Source organism: Flavobacterium tistrianum (genome assembly GCF_003254545.1).
Taxonomy (GTDB): domain Bacteria; phylum Bacteroidota; class Bacteroidia; order Flavobacteriales; family Flavobacteriaceae; genus Flavobacterium; species Flavobacterium tistrianum.
In genome coordinates this window covers 85,339-102,477 of the sequence record NZ_QJRH01000069.1, presented here as the reverse complement: position 1 = coordinate 102,477, position 17,139 = coordinate 85,339, and the positions used below count along the sequence as shown (strand labels likewise).

General features: G+C 32.8%; 18 protein-coding genes. 4 read left to right on the top strand and 14 right to left on the bottom strand.

Features of this window, described 5'->3' with window-relative positions; translation table 11 throughout:
* Nucleotides 1–73 precede the first annotated feature (73 nt).
* Nucleotides 74–1,753 carry an OstA-like protein gene (locus DMB71_RS12450; protein ID WP_111366550.1) on the bottom strand — a complete coding sequence of 560 codons (1,680 nt, stop codon included), beginning with the start codon at nt 1,751–1,753 and terminating at the stop codon, nt 74–76.
* Nucleotides 1,754–2,036: 283 nt separating this feature from the next.
* Here DMB71_RS12450 and DMB71_RS12445 point away from each other — a divergent pair, with 283 nt between their 5' ends.
* Nucleotides 2,037–3,908, top strand: coding sequence for an alpha-amylase family protein (locus tag DMB71_RS12445; protein WP_111366955.1), 1,872 nt, complete (start codon nt 2,037–2,039; stop codon nt 3,906–3,908).
* 64 nt (nt 3,909–3,972) lie between these two features.
* On the opposite strand, the gene DMB71_RS12440 is transcribed toward DMB71_RS12445, so the two are convergent.
* From DMB71_RS12440 to rsfS, 8 genes are all read right to left on the bottom strand, one after another.
* Nucleotides 3,973–5,031: a glycoside hydrolase family 130 protein gene (locus DMB71_RS12440; RefSeq protein ID WP_111366548.1), complete on the bottom strand. Its 1,059-nt coding sequence runs from the start codon at nt 5,029–5,031 to the stop codon at nt 3,973–3,975.
* A 65-nt stretch (nt 5,032–5,096) separates the two neighbouring features.
* Nucleotides 5,097–5,876 (bottom strand): superoxide dismutase, encoded by a 780-nt coding sequence (locus tag DMB71_RS12435; RefSeq protein WP_111366546.1) that lies wholly within the window; start codon nt 5,874–5,876, stop codon nt 5,097–5,099.
* 7 nt (nt 5,877–5,883) lie between these two features.
* The gene (locus tag DMB71_RS12430) at nt 5,884–6,153 is read right to left on the bottom strand and encodes an acyl-CoA-binding protein (protein WP_111366544.1); all 270 of its coding nucleotides are present in this window, start codon (nt 6,151–6,153) and stop codon (nt 5,884–5,886) included.
* Nucleotides 6,154–6,807, bottom strand: a complete 654-nt coding sequence (locus tag DMB71_RS12425; protein ID WP_111366542.1) for a phosphatidylserine decarboxylase family protein — start codon at nt 6,805–6,807, stop codon at nt 6,154–6,156.
* Nucleotides 6,797–7,687 carry a phosphatidate cytidylyltransferase gene (locus tag DMB71_RS12420; RefSeq protein ID WP_111366540.1) on the bottom strand — a complete coding sequence of 297 codons (891 nt, stop codon included), beginning with the start codon at nt 7,685–7,687 and terminating at the stop codon, nt 6,797–6,799. Before DMB71_RS12420 ends, DMB71_RS12425 begins: the two co-directional genes overlap by 11 nt.
* 1 nt (nt 7,688) lies before the next feature.
* Nucleotides 7,689–8,294 (bottom strand): lactate utilization protein B/C, encoded by a 606-nt coding sequence (locus DMB71_RS12415; protein WP_111366538.1) that lies wholly within the window; start codon nt 8,292–8,294, stop codon nt 7,689–7,691.
* Nucleotides 8,295–8,412: 118 nt separating this feature from the next.
* Nucleotides 8,413–10,338 (bottom strand): ATP-dependent zinc metalloprotease FtsH, encoded by a 1,926-nt coding sequence (gene ftsH, locus DMB71_RS12410; RefSeq protein WP_111366536.1) that lies wholly within the window; start codon nt 10,336–10,338, stop codon nt 8,413–8,415.
* A 15-nt stretch (nt 10,339–10,353) separates the two neighbouring features.
* Nucleotides 10,354–10,725 carry a ribosome silencing factor gene (rsfS, locus tag DMB71_RS12405; protein ID WP_111366534.1) on the bottom strand — a complete coding sequence of 124 codons (372 nt, stop codon included), beginning with the start codon at nt 10,723–10,725 and terminating at the stop codon, nt 10,354–10,356.
* A 92-nt stretch (nt 10,726–10,817) separates the two neighbouring features.
* Between rsfS and DMB71_RS12400 the strand changes: the two genes are divergently transcribed.
* Nucleotides 10,818–11,546 (top strand): biotin--[acetyl-CoA-carboxylase] ligase, encoded by a 729-nt coding sequence (locus DMB71_RS12400; RefSeq protein WP_111366532.1) that lies wholly within the window; start codon nt 10,818–10,820, stop codon nt 11,544–11,546.
* Between the two features lie 178 nt (nt 11,547–11,724).
* Here DMB71_RS12400 and DMB71_RS12395 read toward each other — a convergent pair whose 3' ends face one another.
* Nucleotides 11,725–12,117, bottom strand: coding sequence for an SRPBCC family protein (locus DMB71_RS12395; protein ID WP_111366530.1), 393 nt, complete (start codon nt 12,115–12,117; stop codon nt 11,725–11,727).
* 189 nt (nt 12,118–12,306) lie between these two features.
* Nucleotides 12,307–12,954, bottom strand: a complete 648-nt coding sequence (pyrE, locus tag DMB71_RS12390) for an orotate phosphoribosyltransferase (protein WP_111366528.1) — start codon at nt 12,952–12,954, stop codon at nt 12,307–12,309.
* 7 nt (nt 12,955–12,961) lie between these two features.
* On the opposite strand from pyrE, the gene DMB71_RS12385 reads away from it, so the two are divergent.
* A complete protein-coding gene (locus DMB71_RS12385; protein ID WP_111366526.1) occupies nt 12,962–13,612 on the top strand; it encodes an NUDIX hydrolase in 651 nt (216 codons plus the stop codon).
* Nucleotides 13,613–13,796: 184 nt separating this feature from the next.
* On the opposite strand, the gene DMB71_RS12380 is transcribed toward DMB71_RS12385, so the two are convergent.
* The gene (locus DMB71_RS12380; RefSeq protein ID WP_111366524.1) at nt 13,797–14,210 is read right to left on the bottom strand and encodes a hypothetical protein; all 414 of its coding nucleotides are present in this window, start codon (nt 14,208–14,210) and stop codon (nt 13,797–13,799) included.
* Between the two features lie 9 nt (nt 14,211–14,219).
* On the bottom strand, nt 14,220–14,960 hold the full coding sequence (locus DMB71_RS12375; RefSeq protein WP_111366522.1) for a DUF6882 domain-containing protein: 741 nt from the start codon (nt 14,958–14,960) through the stop codon (nt 14,220–14,222).
* Nucleotides 14,961–15,125: 165 nt separating this feature from the next.
* Between DMB71_RS12375 and DMB71_RS12370 the strand changes: the two genes are divergently transcribed.
* Nucleotides 15,126–15,542: a helix-turn-helix domain-containing protein gene (locus DMB71_RS12370; protein ID WP_111366520.1), complete on the top strand. Its 417-nt coding sequence runs from the start codon at nt 15,126–15,128 to the stop codon at nt 15,540–15,542.
* Between the two features lie 97 nt (nt 15,543–15,639).
* On the opposite strand, the gene DMB71_RS12365 is transcribed toward DMB71_RS12370, so the two are convergent.
* The gene (locus DMB71_RS12365) at nt 15,640–17,088 is read right to left on the bottom strand and encodes a P-loop NTPase fold protein (RefSeq protein WP_111366518.1); all 1,449 of its coding nucleotides are present in this window, start codon (nt 17,086–17,088) and stop codon (nt 15,640–15,642) included.
* Nucleotides 17,089–17,139 lie beyond the last annotated feature (51 nt).

Genomic DNA, 17,139 nt, shown 5'->3' with positions numbered 1-17,139 from the left:
AGTTGCTGAGATACTAAGATTCTAAGCTTCTAGGTTTTAACTGTAAACTGCGACCGCGACTGTGACTAAAGAACTATTTGCTTTTAGCCTTAATTTCTGTCTTAATAGCTGGTTTCTTCTTATCGTAGTTCAATGTTTCCTTTCTGACTTTCAGAGGAACATTTTTACCTTTTTCTTCCTCGTCTTTTCCTTGTTTAATAAGTTTGTCATTTTCTTCATTTTCTTCTGCGGTGAAAATGTCGTCTTTCGATTTTATTCTTTCATCGCCACGCCATTTCATTCCTCTTAGTCTACGGGCATTTTCAGGAAGTTCATCTTCAGGAAAAATATCTCCGTCGACTTTGTTGAAGAACGTAATCGTTTCAATGGCATTGTTTTCCAATATCATATTGATTTTACTGCTGACATTTTTATTGATTCCGATTAGTTCATGCGCGTCATTACGCATATAATAAATTACTTCGGTGTTTTTGATAACATCAACATCATGTAGTTTTCCGTCCCTGAATTTCCCAAACAAATTGAGTCCCTTAACTTGATTAAATCCTGTTCCGAGTGTATCTTTAGATAAGACAAAAGTATTGTTAAGCACTTTCAAAGAGTCAATTTTTCTTGTTTTATTATCGCTAATCAAATGCATTACATCTCCTGTAATCTGGTTGTCGCCATTCCAAAGAATCGGATTTCCGATCAATTTTGTTAAGGCTATTTTAGAATCAGAATGTATTGAGTCGCATTTACCGCTCATATCTGTTTTGTAGAAACGAACATTTTTATACGCTCTCAAAATTCTTTCTCCTTCTTTTCCTGTAACCATTAATTTTTGTCCGTGAATGTAAACCGAGTCATTTTCAACCAGATTTACAGCAACAGCTCTTTTGGTTACAAACATGGAGTCTTTCAGTTTATAAAGCTCTGCATAATGGCCTTTTACGATTCCTTTGTTTATAGAATCGGTTATTTTTACATTTCGTGTGGCCGAAGCAAATTCGGTATTTCGATTATAAAATAAACTATCGCCTTCTATACGCCTGTCGTCATATTTTATGTACGATTTTCGCAGAAAATGAGCTAAGTTTTTCTTGGTGTCATAAAACCCTTTTTCTGTATAAATGTAATTGGCTTTACTTGTAATGGTTGAAGGTCCAAGAAGATAGGTGTGTCCAGAATTGCTGTAATAATCTAAATGATTTGATTTAATCACATATTTCGGATTTGTAATTGTAACTTCAGTTAAAAACTGAAACTTCTTTTCTTTTACAAAATATCTTCCCGATTTACTGACCAAAGTATTGTCTTTGTTTATGATAGTACCTTTGGTATTGTAAAATGCCTCTTGAACATTTCTGTCAAAATTAATGGTGTCGGTTTGCAAAGTGGCGTCTGGCGAAGTCAAAACGGCATTTCCTGTTGCAAAAGCTTTTTTTGCATTACCGCTATATTCTGCATATTTGCTATTCAAGAATAAAGTGTCTCCTTGTACTAATTGTACATTTCCGAATGCTTTTAGGTAATTTTCTTTTTGAAAAAAATAAGCCTTGTTGCAAGTCAATACCACACCATCATGATTTACTTTTACATTTCCAGTAAGTAATAGCGCATCTGGCACATTAACCTGATCCACATCAGAAAAGTCAGCATTTTCGATGACAATTGTTTTAGGGGTTTGTGCAGGTTTTTTTGTTTGAGCGAAAGTAAATTGAACGCTTAAAAAAGACAGGCAAATAAATATGAAAAAGAGTGATTTCTTCAACTGATTAAATTTTTGTCAAATTTATAAAAAAGGTTAGAACCTGTGGCCGATATTAGGATTAATTTATAATAAGTCATCAACAGTTTAAAGTCAGATTTAAGCCTCATTTAATTTTTCAACAAAATTGTAAACTCTCACGTTGTAGTAGTTATCTTTTATGCTGAAAACATTGTAAATTAGATAAAACGTTTTCGGGATTTTAAAAAATGGTCTATTTTTAGAAAATTGTTTTTTAATGCTTTTAGCATTGGAGCAAAAAAATGATAAGAATAGCCTAAAATATATGATAAGCAAAAAAATAATCGCAGCCGGATTAACATTAACGATACTATTTTCAGCCTGTAAAACAAAAGATTTAAAAATGAGCAAAGCAAATGAACAGACTGCAACAGAGAAAAAAGTTGTAGTTTATCAAGTTTTTACGCGCCTTTTTGGAAATAAAAATACAACCAATAAACCTTGGGGTACTATTGAAGAGAATGGTGTCGGAAAATTTAATGATTTTACAGACAAAGCGCTTCATGAGATAAAAGATTTAGGGGTTACTTATATTTGGTATACAGGAGTTCCGCATCATGCTCTAGTACGTGATTATACGGCTTACGGAATTTCAAATGATGATCCAGAAGTAGTGAAAGGGCGTGCAGGTTCTCCCTATGCTGTAAAAGATTATTATAATGTAAATCCAGATTTGGCTGTAAATCCTGCAAAACGATTAGATGAATTTGAAGCTTTAATCACACGAACTCATGATGCAGGTTTGAAAGTGATCATTGATATCGTTCCAAACCATATCGCAAGAAAATACGAAGGAAAATCAAATCCAGAAGGAGTAAAAGATTTTGGCGCGGATGATGATGTTACAGTTGAATATAAGCGAGACAATAATTTCTATTACATTCCACAGCAGCATTTTGAAATTCCTGATGGTGATATTCCTTTAAACGGAGAGAAAAATCCGCTTATTGATGGGAAATTTGACGAAAATCCTGCAAAATGGACAGGAAATGGCTCTCGTAAAATTAAACCAGACCAAAATGATTGGTACGAAACAGTTAAAGTAAATTACGGAGTGCGTCCCGACGGGACTAAAGATTTTCCTGAACTTCCTGCAGGTTTTGACCAAAAATCATATAAAGAACATTTTGCCTTTTGGCAAGATAAAGACGTTCCTGATTCTTGGAAGAAATTTAGAGATATTGCATTATACTGGACAGCAAAAGGCGTTGACGGATTTCGTTATGATATGGCCGAAATGGTTCCCTACGAGTTTTGGAGTTATATGAACTCTTCCATCAAAATGAAGAATCCGAATGCATTTTTATTGGCTGAAGTTTATAATCCGAATGAATATCGCAATTATATTCGCTTAGGAAAAATGGATTATCTGTATGATAAAGTTGAGACTTATGATAAACTGAAAGATATCATTCGAAGGAAATCTTCTCCAGACGAATTGACAAAAATCCAAATCGGCATGTCGGATATTGAACATCATATGCTTCATTTTCTAGATAATCATGACGAACAGCGTTTGGCAAGCCCAGAATTTGCTGGAACGCCAGAGAGAGGAAAGCCTTTAATGGTGGTTTCGGCAACAATTAGCACTTCGCCAACGATGATTTATTTTGGGCAGGAAGTAGGAGAGGCAGGTAACGAAGACGCAGGTTTTGGAAAACGCTCTAGAACATCAATTTTTGATTATATTGGAGTTCCAAATCATCAGCGTTGGATGAATGGCGGTAAATTTGATGGAGGACAGCTTTCAGAATCTGAAAAACAGCTTCGTGATTTTTACAAACGATTATTGAATTTTACGATTAACAGCAGCGCCTTGATGGGAAGCTTCGAAGAAATTCAAACTGTAAACCGTCAAAATAATGAGAATTATGATACATTGCTGTATTCTTACGCACGCTGGTCCGAAAACCAAAAACTGGTTATAGTAGCTAATTTCTCTTCTGAAAAAGGAAGCGAGTTTGATTTAAAAGTTCCTTCATCGCTTATTTCAAAATGGAATTTAAAAGATGGAGAATATCAAATGAAAGACCAATTGTATCAAGATAAAACGTTTGTATTGAAAGTACAAAATGGGCAAGGAGAAGCTAAAATCTCAATTCAACCTTCAGAATCTTTGATTTTGGAATTGAAATAAAAGAATCAAAATATTATAAAACAAAAAAACTTGTTTAGTCAATTCTAAACAAGTTTTTTTGTTTTTAAACCCTTTTTAGCAAAGAAAAAATCTCTTTTATAGAAAATGTTGCACCACAAACAAATTCATCAGAAGCGCCATAATAAACGGTTAATGTATCGCCATCAGGATCAAGAATATGACCGTTTGTAAAAACGACATTTCCGAAGAATCCGCTTAATTCATAATTCGTTTTCGGAAACATAATTGGAGTTTCGGTTCTGGAAATCACTTTTGTAGGATCTTCTAGATCCAATAAAAAAGCGCCTAGACAATATTGATGAAATTCGTTGGCTCCATGGTAAATTTCTAGCCAGCCTAATTCTGTTTTTATCGGTGCAGCTCCAGCGCCAACTCTTTTGCTGTCCCAGCTTTCTTTTCTGGTTTTGATAATGCATTTATGATTTCCCCAATGAATGCCATCTGGAGAAGAAGCAATCCAAATGTAATTTCCGCCAATATCTACACTGCTTGGGCGGTGCAAAACATAAAACAAACCATTGATTTTCTCTTCAAAAATAGCGCAGTCTTTATTGTGAGGAGGAAAAATCATTCCGTGTTTTTCGAAGTTCTTCCAATCGGTTGTGGTTCTTAAACCAACGCCAACACCACTAGGAGAAACGGAAGTAAAAGTAAGGTAATATTTCCCTTCAATAAGAGAAACGCGACAATCTTCTATTCCGAAAGTTTCCAATATTCCTTCGCCAACCAAATGTGGATAATCTTCAGGTTCATAAAATCTTTTTCCATCTTCACTGCATAACAATCGAATGTGAGATAAAGTGGTTAAATAATCAATGCCTTGATAATTAATTACGCGCGCGTCTGTTGCTATAAGTTCGGGATGGTTTTTTAGAATTTCAATAATTTGAATTGTTCCTGCGTCTGTTAAGATTGGAAACGAAATGATGTTTTCAATTTGTTTTGGTCTTTCGGCAACACGTACAGCCAGCCAAATTTTATTTTGAAATTGAAAAACGCCAGGATTTAAGAGACAGGTAATTTCTAGGCCTTCTCTGCTTGGCGGTATATCTGAAGGAGACAATAAGGGATTTTCTGTAAAACGATTGGCAATGTCTTTCATGATCTTCGTTTAAGTACCTAAAAGGTATAAAAAAAAGCTGATACTTAATTGCATCAGCTTCTTTTCTATACTTTTTTAACCTTTTTGAGTGCTTCAACGTAATATTCGTTTACTTTTTCCCAATTAATATGATTGTAAAAGGCATCAATATAACTGCCTTTTCGGTTTTGGTAATCTAAATAATAAGCATGTTCCCAAAGATCAATTCCCATAATTGGAGTTCCTGGAATCAAAGCGTTTTTCATCAATGGATTATCCTGATTGTCTGTTGTCGTAATTTGCAATTTGCCATAACGATCAACAACTAGCCACACCCATCCCGAACCAAACTGTTTTTCCGACTGCGCTTTAAATTGATTGGTCAGATTGTTAAAAGAACCGAATTCTTTAGTAATAGAACCTGCAAGCGTATCTTTTGGCGTCTGTTCTTTTGGAGTTAGAATATTAAAATACAAAGTATGATTGTAATATCCACCCGCATTCTGACGAAGCTTTAAATTAGTAAGAGGCATCTTTTTCAAAATGTCTTCAATAGGCATGTTTTCAAACTCAGTCGAAAGAATTTCTTTGTTGAAATTATTTGTATAAGACAAATAATGCTTAGAATAATGAGTTTCTAAAGTTAAGCTTCTAATGTCTGGTGCCAATGCATCATAATTAAATGGCAATTTTGTCATTTCAAAAGAGCCAGGATCGGCTTTGACATCGTTTGGTGAGCCAATAGTTATTTTTTCTTCTTTTGTTGGAAGAGGAACTTCAACTACTTCAACCAGCTTATCTTCTTTACAAGAAAATAATAGTAAAAATGAAGCTAAAGTGCTGAAAAGAACAACGTTTTTCTTCATAATATTTTTATTTTGATGTTAATGAATTGATGATTTCGATATAATTTTCTTTGGCTTCATCTGCAGATATATGGCTTATTTGCATCCAAGCATTAGTTTTAAAAGCGTCACGCAAATCAAAATTTTGAGATTGATTGTAAACTGCTGTTCCAAAAGTAGCCTGTTTGTAAAAAGCATAAAGTCTTAACTGCACATCTTGCGGCAGCGAAGCCTGAGTCATTGTCATTGCAACTTCTACGGCTTTGGCAAATCGAATATCTAAATCTTTATCAGCCATTTATGCTTTTGTAGCAATAATAGTTTTTCCACCAATTGCTTTCTGATTTAACTCAACATTAATTGGCGTACCTAAAGGTAAAAATAAATCTACTCTTGATCCAAATTTAATAAAACCAGCGTCGGTTCCTTGAACAACTTGCATTCCTTCTTTAGCGTAGTTTACAATTCTACGAGCCAAAGCACCTGCAATTTGTCTGTACAAAATAGCGCCAAAAGTTTCGTTTTCGATTACTACAGTAGTTCTTTCATTTTCTTCACTTGCTTTTGGGTGCCAAGCAACTAAGAATTTACCTGGGTGATATTTGCTAAATTTAATGATACCATCCATGGCGTAACGTGTTACATGCACATTGATTGGCGACATAAAGATAGAAACCTGTAAACGTTTGTCTTTAAAATATTCTCCTTCATAAACTTCTTCGATAACCACCACTTTTCCATCAACAGGAGCTAGGATGTGATCGCTGTTTCTAACCGCAATTCTTTTCGGATTTCTAAAGAATTGTAAAATAATAATCAAAATTACAAGCGCTGCAATTTGAATAAGCATTCTAAGCCAATTGATATCTATAAATCTTTCAGCAATTAAAAGTACAGCTACAGTAAATACAGTACCTAGTAAAATGGATGGACCTCCTTCTTTATGAAACATAATATAAAATTTGATAAAATAAAAATATAATTGGTGCTACAAATATAACACTATCTAATCGATCTAAAATACCCCCATGACCGGGCATTATCGAACCGCTGTCTTTAATGCCAGCAATTCGTTTAAATTTGGATTCTATCAAGTCGCCAATAGTTCCAAAAATGCTAACAATTAATGCGATAATTGTCCATATTAAGATCGATGTGTTGCTAAACTCAGGTTTAGGCTGAATGTAGAGTTTAGAAATTAAAAAACCAGCAAATGCAGCAAAAACAACACCGCCAAGAAAACCTTCAATTGTTTTTTTAGGAGACACGCGTTCAAATAATTTGTGTTTTCCCATTGATTTTCCAACTAAATAAGCAAAAGTGTCATTCGTCCAAATCAAAACAAATAATCCCAAGATAATTTTCGGATTATAATCATTTGTTCCAAAAGAGATTTTTACAATGAATACAAAAGGAAGCGTAATATACCCCAGAAGGTATAAGTATTTTGAAGAAGTGCTTACTTTTTGTACAGAATCGTAAAATAAAAATATGATACATTTTATAGAAACGACAATAGTAACGGCTAGAAGAATTAAATCCAACTGTTTGATATTGGTTTCTAAGCTGATATTAGAATTGAATGTATCGTTTACAAATTTAGTCGTCTGTTTGTTGTAATGGCTTACAAGGATAATTGCAACATAAACTAAAGTTCCGAAGAGAATAGAAAATACTTTGTTCAGGTTTACGATATTAGAAAATTCGTATATCGTAATAATCAAGAAAACACCAAAAAGTGTAATGAAGCTTTCTGTAGAAAACAATATCGAAGTTAATAATAAAGCGATATAAACAGCACCAGAAATGGTTCTCTTCAGTGTTTCGTTCATCTTAAAGATCTTCTAGAAGCAGTAAATAAAGGTTTTTGGCAACACTTCCGTATTGTGTAAAATCTTCGTCTTTCGCTTTTTCGAAATATTTTATTGTAGTGATATTAGTAGGTATGTCTCTTTCGTACTTGCGTTTTATTGCGCTCAATCCGTCGCTTTTCATAGGAAGGATTTGGCTGGTAGTGGCTATAATAACAATATTTGCAGGTAATTCGTTTGGTTTGTTTTGTCTTATTTGTTTTGATGAAAATAAAATAGAACCTTCATCGGCTATAAGGTTCTCACAGCTTGCCAATAAGAATTTTGGTTTGGCAGGAGCAATATAAAATAATTTATTTTCGTCTAATAAACCAAATAAAGCAGGTTCGTAACATAAAACTTCCTGTTCAAACCAGTCATTTTCTTCTAAAATGTTTTCAAACTGTTCAGAAAGTTCTCCCGTGTTTTCGCAGTACAAGAATTTACCTCCATTTTTTTTAAAATTGAAAATAAATTGCTCATCTAAGGATAAATGGCTATTCTGCGCAGAAGTTCCTGCATATTCGCTTTCGTTCACTTCGTCAGAAGCGGCCTCACTAGAGCCAAATATTTTTTTGAAAAAATTCATTTTTTATATGAAATGCTTTACATGTTAATTGAAAACGTTCAAAGATAAAAAAATCTTAATTCAAAAGGGACTTTTGAATTAAGATTTTGAAAAATATTATTATGTATTTGGTAATTCGTTACGAAACTACCTCTTCTAAATTTTTATCGAAAGTACGTTTTCCGAAGATGTTTTCTAAGTCATCTTTAAAAATTACTTCTTTTTCAATCAGAATATCAGCAAGTTGGTTTAACTTGTCTTTGTTTTCTTCTAATATCTGAATAGCTCTTTGATACTGACCTTCGATTAAATCTGAAATTTCTTTGTCAATAATTTTTGCAGTTTCGTCAGAATATGGTTTAGAGAAATTGTATTCGCTTTGTCCAGTTGAGTCGTAATATGTCACGTTTCCGATTTTATCGTTCAATCCGTAGATAGTTACCATTGCACGAGCCTGACGAGTTACTTTTTCTAAGTCGCTTAATGCACCAGTAGAAATTCTGTCAAAAGTTACTTTCTCTGCAGCTCTACCACCCATAGTAGCACACATTTCGTCTAACATTTGGTCTGTTCTTACGATTTGTCTCTCTTCTGGCAAGTACCAAGCAGCACCTAAACTTTGTCCTCGAGGAACAATTGTAACTTTAATAAGTGGTGCAGCATGCTCCAACATCCAGCTTACAGTTGCGTGACCAGCTTCGTGAATTGCAATTGCTCTTTTTTCTTCTGGAGTAATGATTTTGTTTTTCTTTTCAAGACCACCAATAATTCTATCAACAGCATCAAGAAAGTCTTGTCTATCAACAGCCGCTTTATTATTACGAGCAGCAATAAGTGCAGCTTCGTTACAAACATTTGCGATATCTGCACCAGAGAATCCTGGGGTTTGTTTTGCTAAGAAATCTAAATCAAGACCTTCAACTTTTTTGATAGGAGCCAAGTGTACTTTGAAGATTTCAGCTCTTTCGCGAATGTCTGGTAAATCAACAAAAATTTGTCTGTCAAAACGTCCAGCGCGCATTAAAGCTTTGTCTAAAACGTCAGCTCTGTTGGTTGCGGCTAGAACAATTACGTTAGAGTTTGTACCAAAACCATCCATTTCTGTAAGTAATTGGTTTAAAGTATTTTCTCTTTCGTCGTTTCCGCCAGACATATTGCTTTTTCCTCTCGCTCTACCAACAGCATCAATCTCATCGATGAAAATGATAGCAGGAGATTTTTCTTTTGCTTGTTTGAATAAATCACGTACACGAGAAGCACCAACTCCTACAAACATCTCTACGAAATCAGAACCTGAAAGAGAGAAGAAAGGTACTTGCGCTTCACCAGCAACAGCTTTTGCCAGTAAAGTTTTACCAGTTCCCGGAGGTCCTACCAATAAAGCTCCTTTTGGAATTTTACCTCCTAAGTTTGTATATTTTTCTGGGTTCTTAAGAAATTCAACAATTTCTTGAATCTCTTCTTTAGCACCTTCTAAACCTGCAACATCTTTAAAAGTAGTTTTAATGTCTGTTTTTTCATCAAACAATTTAGCTTTAGATTTTCCGATATTGAAAATCTGTCCGCCTCCGCCAGCGCCTCCGCCAGACATTTTACGCATAATGAAAATCCATACACCAACAATGATGATGATAGGAAGTAAGCTGATTAAAATATCGCTCCAGTTATTTTTTTGAAGGAAATTATAATCTTTTAGTTTATGTTCGTTAACTGCTTTTTCTAATTTAGTCTGAAAGATTTGATCATTACCAATTTCCAACGTATAATGTGGGCCTTTGTTTGGCTGTTTGAAAATATCTTCAGCTACTTTTTTGTTTGCTGGGTCTTTAAGAGCCGCAGCATTTAAGTATACCTCAGCTTCTGCTTTATTGTAAACAATTACTTTTTCAATTTGGCCTTTTTCTAAAAGCGTATTGAATTTAGAAGATGTTAATTGGGCAGGTTCGCTTAAGCTTGATCCTCCTGTGGCAAAACTTATGAATAAAAAAACTAAAAGTATTGCGGTGTATATTAACCAAGGACTTATTTTAAATTTATTCGGATTTGGATTATTATCTTTAGCCATTTAATGAAAGTTTCTTTAGTATTTGTTCTCGATTGAAGTTATTTTGGCATCGCCCCAAAGGCTTTCGATGTTGTAATATTCGCGAATATGTTTCTGGAAAACGTGTACTACAATGTGTACATAGTCCATTAAAACCCATTCTGCATTATCGGTTCCTTCTACGTGCCAAGGTTTATCTTTTAAGTCTTTTGATACAATTTTTTGAATTGAGTTTACGATGGCGTTAACTTGGGTGTTTGAGCTACCGTTGCAAATAACAAAATAGTCGCATACAGCAGTATCTATATCTCTTAAGTCAAGAATGTCGATATCATTTCCTTTTACTTCCTCAATCCCTTTGATTATGTTCGCCAGTAGAACATCATTATTAATAGTCTTTTTCGCCATGAATTATTTTATATGAATTTGTAAAGTTACCAAATTTTGTGATTATTTTTGAACCTTAACAAAATATTAAATTAAGATATTTAAATTATTTAATGAAACTAATCAAACTCGATGCCATAGATTCTACAAATGACTTCCTAAAGGCTTTGGCAAGTCAAGATGAACTGGAGAATTTTACAACGGTAACAGCTGAAAATCAGACAAAAGGAAAGGGGCAAGTAGGCGGTGTATGGAAGACTGAAGCTGGTAAAAACTTAACTATGAGCGTTTTGATTAAAGATTTTCTCTTTAATAACGACGAAGTTTTCAATTTAAGTCTCGTTGTATCTTTATCGGTTGCAGAGGTTTTAAAAACATTAAATATTCCTGATATTTGTATTAAATGGCCAAACGACATTCTGTCATACAATAAGAAATTGGTTGGCATATTAATCGAAAATACCTTAAAAAGCGATGGCAGAATCGTGTCAGTTGCCGGAATCGGAATCAATGTCAATCAAACCGATTTTACCGAATTGCCAACTGCTTCTTCTATGTCAGTTATTGCAAGCAAATCTTTTGACAAAGAAGAATTGGCAATTTTAATCGTTGAAAAACTAAAAGAGAAAATCCAATTGTGGAATACCTCAGCACAGATTTTCTGGGACGATTATTTTAATTTTTTGTTTAAAAAAGGAATACCAACAGCATTTAGAGCTAACAATAATCAAGATTTTATGGGAATCATTCAGGGCGTTTCTCCAATGGGTAAACTTCAGATTTTATTGGAGGATGATTCGATTGCAGAGTTTGAGATTAAAGAAGTGAAAATGCTTTATTGAGAGGTTCAAAAGTACAGAGGTTCAGAGTGACAAAGGTTTTCTGTAGAGACGCACTGCAGTGCGTCTAATAATTGATGAAATAAAAACTTTGCGTCTCTGCGACTTTGCGAGAGCATAAAAAAAATGTCCAACAATAGTCGGACATTTTCATTTATAATTCACAATTTACAATTAAGCATTATAATTTGTTCATATTGTTTGCTAAAGTCTCAATAAACTTTCCGATTGGACCTTTAACCATCATTGCCATCATAGCGTTGAATTCTCCTTCGAAGAACAATTGAACCGCACTTTCTGAATCAGAAACAGTGTCAATGTTTGAAGTTAGTGTAAACGGAAGTTTATCACTTGCAGCACCCAAAACGATTTTGTTTGGCGCTACTTTATCTTTCATTTTTAATTTGATTTCTGGCATTCCTTTCAATCCAAAAATAAAAGCGTCTTCGCCAGTCACTTCAAATTTAGCGATATTGTCTGGCATTAATTTTTCGAAATTCTTTACGTCAGTCAGTTGATCAAATAGATCCTGAGCCGATTTCTGAACAGTAACTTTTGGACTTTCTAAGTTCATATAGTGTTTTTTGTTTTTGTTTTTACTGCAATGTTTTTTTACCGCAAAGGGCGCAAGGTTTTTTTATGCTACTTTGACTTTATTTAAGTTCGCAAAGCTGAAATTTTAAATAAAATCCCAATTTTTTAATCCCGATAGCTATCGGGACAAAGTCCAAAAATCTTGATCGTACAGAACAGAAATCTAAAATTAGCTTTCTTGTCCCCAAGTAGATGGGCTTACGCTCCATTCTTGAAGAGTAGATTGCTGATCTTCTGTAATATATTGTTTTTGAACTGCTAAATCTAATAGGTTTTCGTAGTTGCTTAATGTAAATAAATCAACATTGGCTTCTTTGAAGTTTTCTTCGGCAACGCCAAAACCGTAAGTAAACACAGCCGCCATACCTTTAATATTAGCACCTTCGTTTCTTAAAGCTTCAACAGCCAGCAAACTGCTTTTTCCTGTACTAATTAAATCCTCAACAACCACAACATTTTGTCCTTTTTGTAAAAAACCTTCCACTTGATTTTGTCTACCGTGTTTTTTAGGTTCAGGACGCACGTATACGAATGGAAGACCCAAACTTTCGGCAACCAAAATTCCAACTCCAATGGCTCCAGTAGCAACACCAGCAATCACATCAGGTTTTCCAAATTGTTTTTCGATGTTTTTAGCAAACTCATCACGAACATAATTTCTGATGCTCGGAAATGAAAGAATTAACCTATTATCGCAGTAAATAGGAGATTTCCAACCAGAAGCCCATGTAAAAGGATTTTCGGGATTCAATTTAATTGCATTTATTTGCAAAAGCAATTCGGCTGTTTTTTCGGCAGTATCTTTATTAAAAATCATAATACAAATGTATAAAGTTTTTGTAAACGACAAACCACTTTTTTTGACAAATGAAATCTCGAAAGAAACAGATTTCCAATTGTTCTTGTTGGAGAGTATTGATATCGAACAGCTTATTATAAAAATTTTTCAAAATAAAATTCAAAAAGCTATTCTATATCATCCCGACGAAAGTGAGATGATGAAAACCCTAAAAGCCAAGATTCCGGTAAATAAAGCGGGCGGAGGCTTTGTCTATAACAAGAAAGGCGAAGTCTTGTTTATCTTTAGAAACGGAAAATGGGATCTGCCAAAAGGCGGAATCGAGAAAGGGGAAGACATTGAAGCGACGGCTATGCGTGAGGTAGAGGAGGAGACAGGAGTAAACCAGCTTCGTATTACGAATAAACTTCAAAAAACCTATCATATCTTTAAACGCAACGGAAAATACAAACTCAAAATCACGCATTGGTTCGAAATGCAGTCTGATTTTGAAGGAACACCACACGGGCAACTAGAAGAAGGAATCGAAAAAGTAGCGTGGTTAAATCCAGAACAAATTAAAGAAGCACTTAAAAACTCTTACGAAAACATCAAATTATTGTTTGAAGAAGAAAATAAAACAATAGAAAAAATCGGTGCGCCAATTGCCTATCGTTCGGGCCCAGATTCTAAATAAACTGATATTTTAAGTCTCTAAATTGGAATTTGGAATTTAAAATTTAATATTTAGGTCGTGCCACCAATAAAAAAAAGACCCAATCAACTTTGCTTTCATTGGGTCTTTTTTTTATTGCTGTCGGGCTATCCGCTCCGCCGCGGCGGATTGCTTCTATCCCTCACGCGAGAGAGAACTTTATCATTTATTTCAATTGATTGTATTGTAGAATAAAATTAGAAAGTCTTTCTTCATCAATTGTAAAATCCTCTTTAATGACATTGTATTCAGCTAAAGCAAAGATTAGATTATTTCTTCCAATAATTTTTTCATTTGAAAATTGTTTTCCAGATGCAGTAAATGTAATTATGCTCGAAAATTTCCCATCTCCGAGTGAAGTAATTTGTCCTGAAATTATTTCTTTGTTTTGAAGATCTAGAATAGAAAAGTTATTTCCATCTTTTTTATAGCTGTACGCGAGCTTATTATTTAAAATAATTTTATCTGTTTCAAATTGAACTGCTTTTATTGCTTGCTCTTTATTTTCCTTTTGCGCAAATAAATTACTGTTTGAAAAACTCAATAGTAGAATTAGAAGGATAAGATTTAAAATTTTCATAATTGATTATTAAGAATTACCATTTAAATCTACTAAAAGATTATTCTCATTAAAAATAGCATTAATTGTTTTTCTATTTTTTTCTGCTTTGACTTCATTTTCATTCGAACTCAATTCAAAACCTTTTTGAGAAAGATAATTCGTAAAGGCATTTTTATGATTTTGAATTTCAAAAGTCGAAATCAATTCTGGGAAAACAGTCAAAATTCTAGAGAATTCCTCACTTTCAGTATTGTCAATTGCATCATCTTTTATAGTAACAACCATTGTTCCTTGACCGTAATTTCCAAGGTAATAACCGCTTAAATCAAACATTGTTGTAGCGACCATTCCTATAAGATGTAAATCATTCGGAACAGCGTCAAATTTTCCAACGCTTAATAAATCAATATTATTTTCTTCTCCGTATTTCTTCAATGAAAGCGCTTGTTGCATAACAGATTCTGCATAACCTCCCGCTTTATTTTCCCAAAGCCAAAGCCAAGTTTCTGAAGAATGCGAAAATGAACCCAAAACCTGCATTGGAAAAGTAAGATTATCACCAAAAGTAATTTCTTCAGCATTCATATCAACATTCCACGAAAGACCTCCAGTTACCGCATAGAGATTTCTTTGTTTCTCTAAAGCCAAAGCTCCATATTTCTCTAAAAAATCATTTTCAGAATCAAAACTGATAGTTGGATTGTTTTGCGTATTTGTTGAAGCAGCTTTTTCTTCTTTCTTTTTGAAGATATTATCAAATATTCCCATTTATTTTGGCTTTTAATGATTTATAAATTATTGATTTCAAATATATAATTTTAAAAATAAGTAGGAAATTGATGAATTAGAATAATTGATTAATATTTATTGTATTTTTGTTCGAAATGCAATAGCAAAACATTACTAGTTATTACCTGAATAGTATTTTGAATTATGAGCACACTAGCAAAACCAAACCACATAGGACGAAAAATAAGCCGAATTCGTGAACTTAGAGATATGAAGCAGGAAGCTTTGGCACAAGCTTTAGGAGTAAGCCAACAATCTATTTCTAACATTGAAAATAGCGAAACAATCGATGATGAAAGACTTGTTGATATTGCAAAAGCTTTGGGAGTAACTGTAGAAGCTCTTAAGAATTTTTCAGAAGAAAGTGTGTTCAATTATTTTAATAATTTCTACGATAATAGTGGTAGTAATGGTGCATTTTCACATGGACCGGTATTCACTTTTAATCCATTAGATAAGTTAATGGAAACCATCGAAGAAAATAAAAAGCTTTACGAACGTTTGGTTCAAGCTGAAAAAGATAAAGTGGAGTATTTAGAAAAAATATTGAAGGGTAAATAAGTTTTTTATTCTTTCTTGAATATAGAAAAGCCTAATAAAATTTGTTTTTATTAGGCTTTTTTGCTTGATATTGCTAGCATTTTTCGGTTACGTTTTTTTATTTGATTTTTGAAAGATTGACATATTCTTCAAATGCAATTTTTAGTAATTGTGAGAAAGGGAAATCAAATCTTTGCATGGAATTATTGATATATTCCAAATTTATAATATCAGCGCTAATTTCTTCATGGGAATTACCAAACCTTGATATTGAGTAATTGATTTTTAAATTCAGATTTGGATTTTTATATTGAAAATTTCCTTCTGTGTTTTTGTGGTTTCTGTAATCTAAAAGAGTTATTAAGTTTCCATATTTTCTTATTCCATACTTATCTATCATCTTGTATGGATTTCTTTCATTCAATTTAGTTAAAGCTGTTCTTACACTTGTTACGGAACCATAAAAAGAGACTAAAAAATCAAATATTAATATTTTTTTGTAATGCCAACTGGAAACATTTCGTGAATTTTCATCAATTTTAAAGCGAAAAAAAATAAAATCATATTCTTTATCGGCTAATTTTAATAAAGTTCTAAGGTTTAACAAATCATAATTCACTAAATCTACTAATACTTCTCTAAAGTTATCTGTAGACATTTTATTAGAGTCTTTGAAGTTAATTATATGTTCGTAATTCCCTTTAAAATTTATAGATGCAAGAATTTTATTAATTGATTGATTAACAATCTCTTTGTTGTTGTATAAAAATATTTCACGACTATAAAATTTATCAATATATCCAGAAAAGTCTACATTTAAGCCGTATTTTGAATGAAATAAATTTCTGATATTATCTATGTCGCAAACAAGTATTACTTTATGAAATCCAAATTTATTTTTGGTAAAATTTGGCAAATCAAAATGACAAGCAAAAACATTTAGTATTCTAAAAATATGCTCAGGATCTAATCTGTCAAGGTCGTCAATAATTAAAATGATTTCTTTAGAATTTTCTTTAAGTTTTTCAATTAAGCCAGAGATTAATTCTGTAATTCTATTTTCTTCATATATTGAATTATCTTTTAGAGTTATTTTTTTTAGAAAATCAATTAATTCAGTTTGTTCGTCAATTTGTACTTCTTTATTATGTAGCTTAATGTTATTAATAAGTTCTTTTAGATTTTCGTAAATATCTCCGAGCGCCTTCCCAATTTTCCCTCCATTTTTTGCCAATAATGCGATTGTATCAAGAAAATTCTCTTTAAGATAAAATTGAGACGTAAGTAATGTTGAGAAGTCAGTTTTTTCGAAATCAATATTTTTGCTTAAAAGTTGAAAAGCAATATCATATTTTATATATTCTATAATGTCATCATTCTGGGATATTGAATAATTTACAGGAGACAAAAGAAAAGAGTCGTATTTTTCATTTTTTGTTTCAAAAAACTCTTTTAAAAAATATGTTTTTCCTATTCCAAAAATTCCAGAGAAAATAATTTGATTATTATCTAATAAATTTAAATGATTGTTAAATCTTTCAATTTCGGATGTAATTTCAAGTTTCATTTTTTGACTACGATTTGTAAGAGTTCAATATTATTAATTTCAAATATAAAT

Excerpts from the sequence above, each read along its gene's own strand:
- DMB71_RS12375 (WP_111366522.1), bottom strand. The coding sequence starts at position 14,960 with ATGGGAATATTTGATAATATCTTCAAAAAGAAAGAAGAAAAAGCTGCT.
- rsfS (WP_111366534.1), bottom strand. The coding sequence starts at position 10,725 with ATGGCGAAAAAGACTATTAATAATGATGTTCTACTGGCGAACATAATC.
- ftsH (WP_111366536.1), bottom strand. The coding sequence starts at position 10,338 with ATGGCTAAAGATAATAATCCAAATCCGAATAAATTTAAAATAAGTCCT.
- DMB71_RS12400 (WP_111366532.1), top strand. The coding sequence starts at position 10,818 with ATGAAACTAATCAAACTCGATGCCATAGATTCTACAAATGACTTCCTA.
- DMB71_RS12370 (WP_111366520.1), top strand. The coding sequence starts at position 15,126 with ATGAGCACACTAGCAAAACCAAACCACATAGGACGAAAAATAAGCCGA.
- DMB71_RS12445 (WP_111366955.1), top strand. The coding sequence starts at position 2,037 with ATGATAAGCAAAAAAATAATCGCAGCCGGATTAACATTAACGATACTA.
- DMB71_RS12435 (WP_111366546.1), bottom strand. The coding sequence starts at position 5,876 with ATGAAGAAAAACGTTGTTCTTTTCAGCACTTTAGCTTCATTTTTACTA.
- DMB71_RS12395 (WP_111366530.1), bottom strand. The coding sequence starts at position 12,117 with ATGAACTTAGAAAGTCCAAAAGTTACTGTTCAGAAATCGGCTCAGGAT.
- pyrE (WP_111366528.1), bottom strand. The coding sequence starts at position 12,954 with ATGATTTTTAATAAAGATACTGCCGAAAAAACAGCCGAATTGCTTTTG.
- DMB71_RS12430 (WP_111366544.1), bottom strand. The coding sequence starts at position 6,153 with ATGGCTGATAAAGATTTAGATATTCGATTTGCCAAAGCCGTAGAAGTT.
- DMB71_RS12385 (WP_111366526.1), top strand. The coding sequence starts at position 12,962 with ATGTATAAAGTTTTTGTAAACGACAAACCACTTTTTTTGACAAATGAA.
- DMB71_RS12415 (WP_111366538.1), bottom strand. The coding sequence starts at position 8,294 with ATGAATTTTTTCAAAAAAATATTTGGCTCTAGTGAGGCCGCTTCTGAC.
- DMB71_RS12425 (WP_111366542.1), bottom strand. The coding sequence starts at position 6,807 with ATGTTTCATAAAGAAGGAGGTCCATCCATTTTACTAGGTACTGTATTT.
- DMB71_RS12380 (WP_111366524.1), bottom strand. The coding sequence starts at position 14,210 with ATGAAAATTTTAAATCTTATCCTTCTAATTCTACTATTGAGTTTTTCA.
- DMB71_RS12440 (WP_111366548.1), bottom strand. The coding sequence starts at position 5,031 with ATGAAAGACATTGCCAATCGTTTTACAGAAAATCCCTTATTGTCTCCT.
- DMB71_RS12365 (WP_111366518.1), bottom strand. The coding sequence starts at position 17,088 with ATGAAACTTGAAATTACATCCGAAATTGAAAGATTTAACAATCATTTA.
- DMB71_RS12420 (WP_111366540.1), bottom strand. The coding sequence starts at position 7,687 with ATGAACGAAACACTGAAGAGAACCATTTCTGGTGCTGTTTATATCGCT.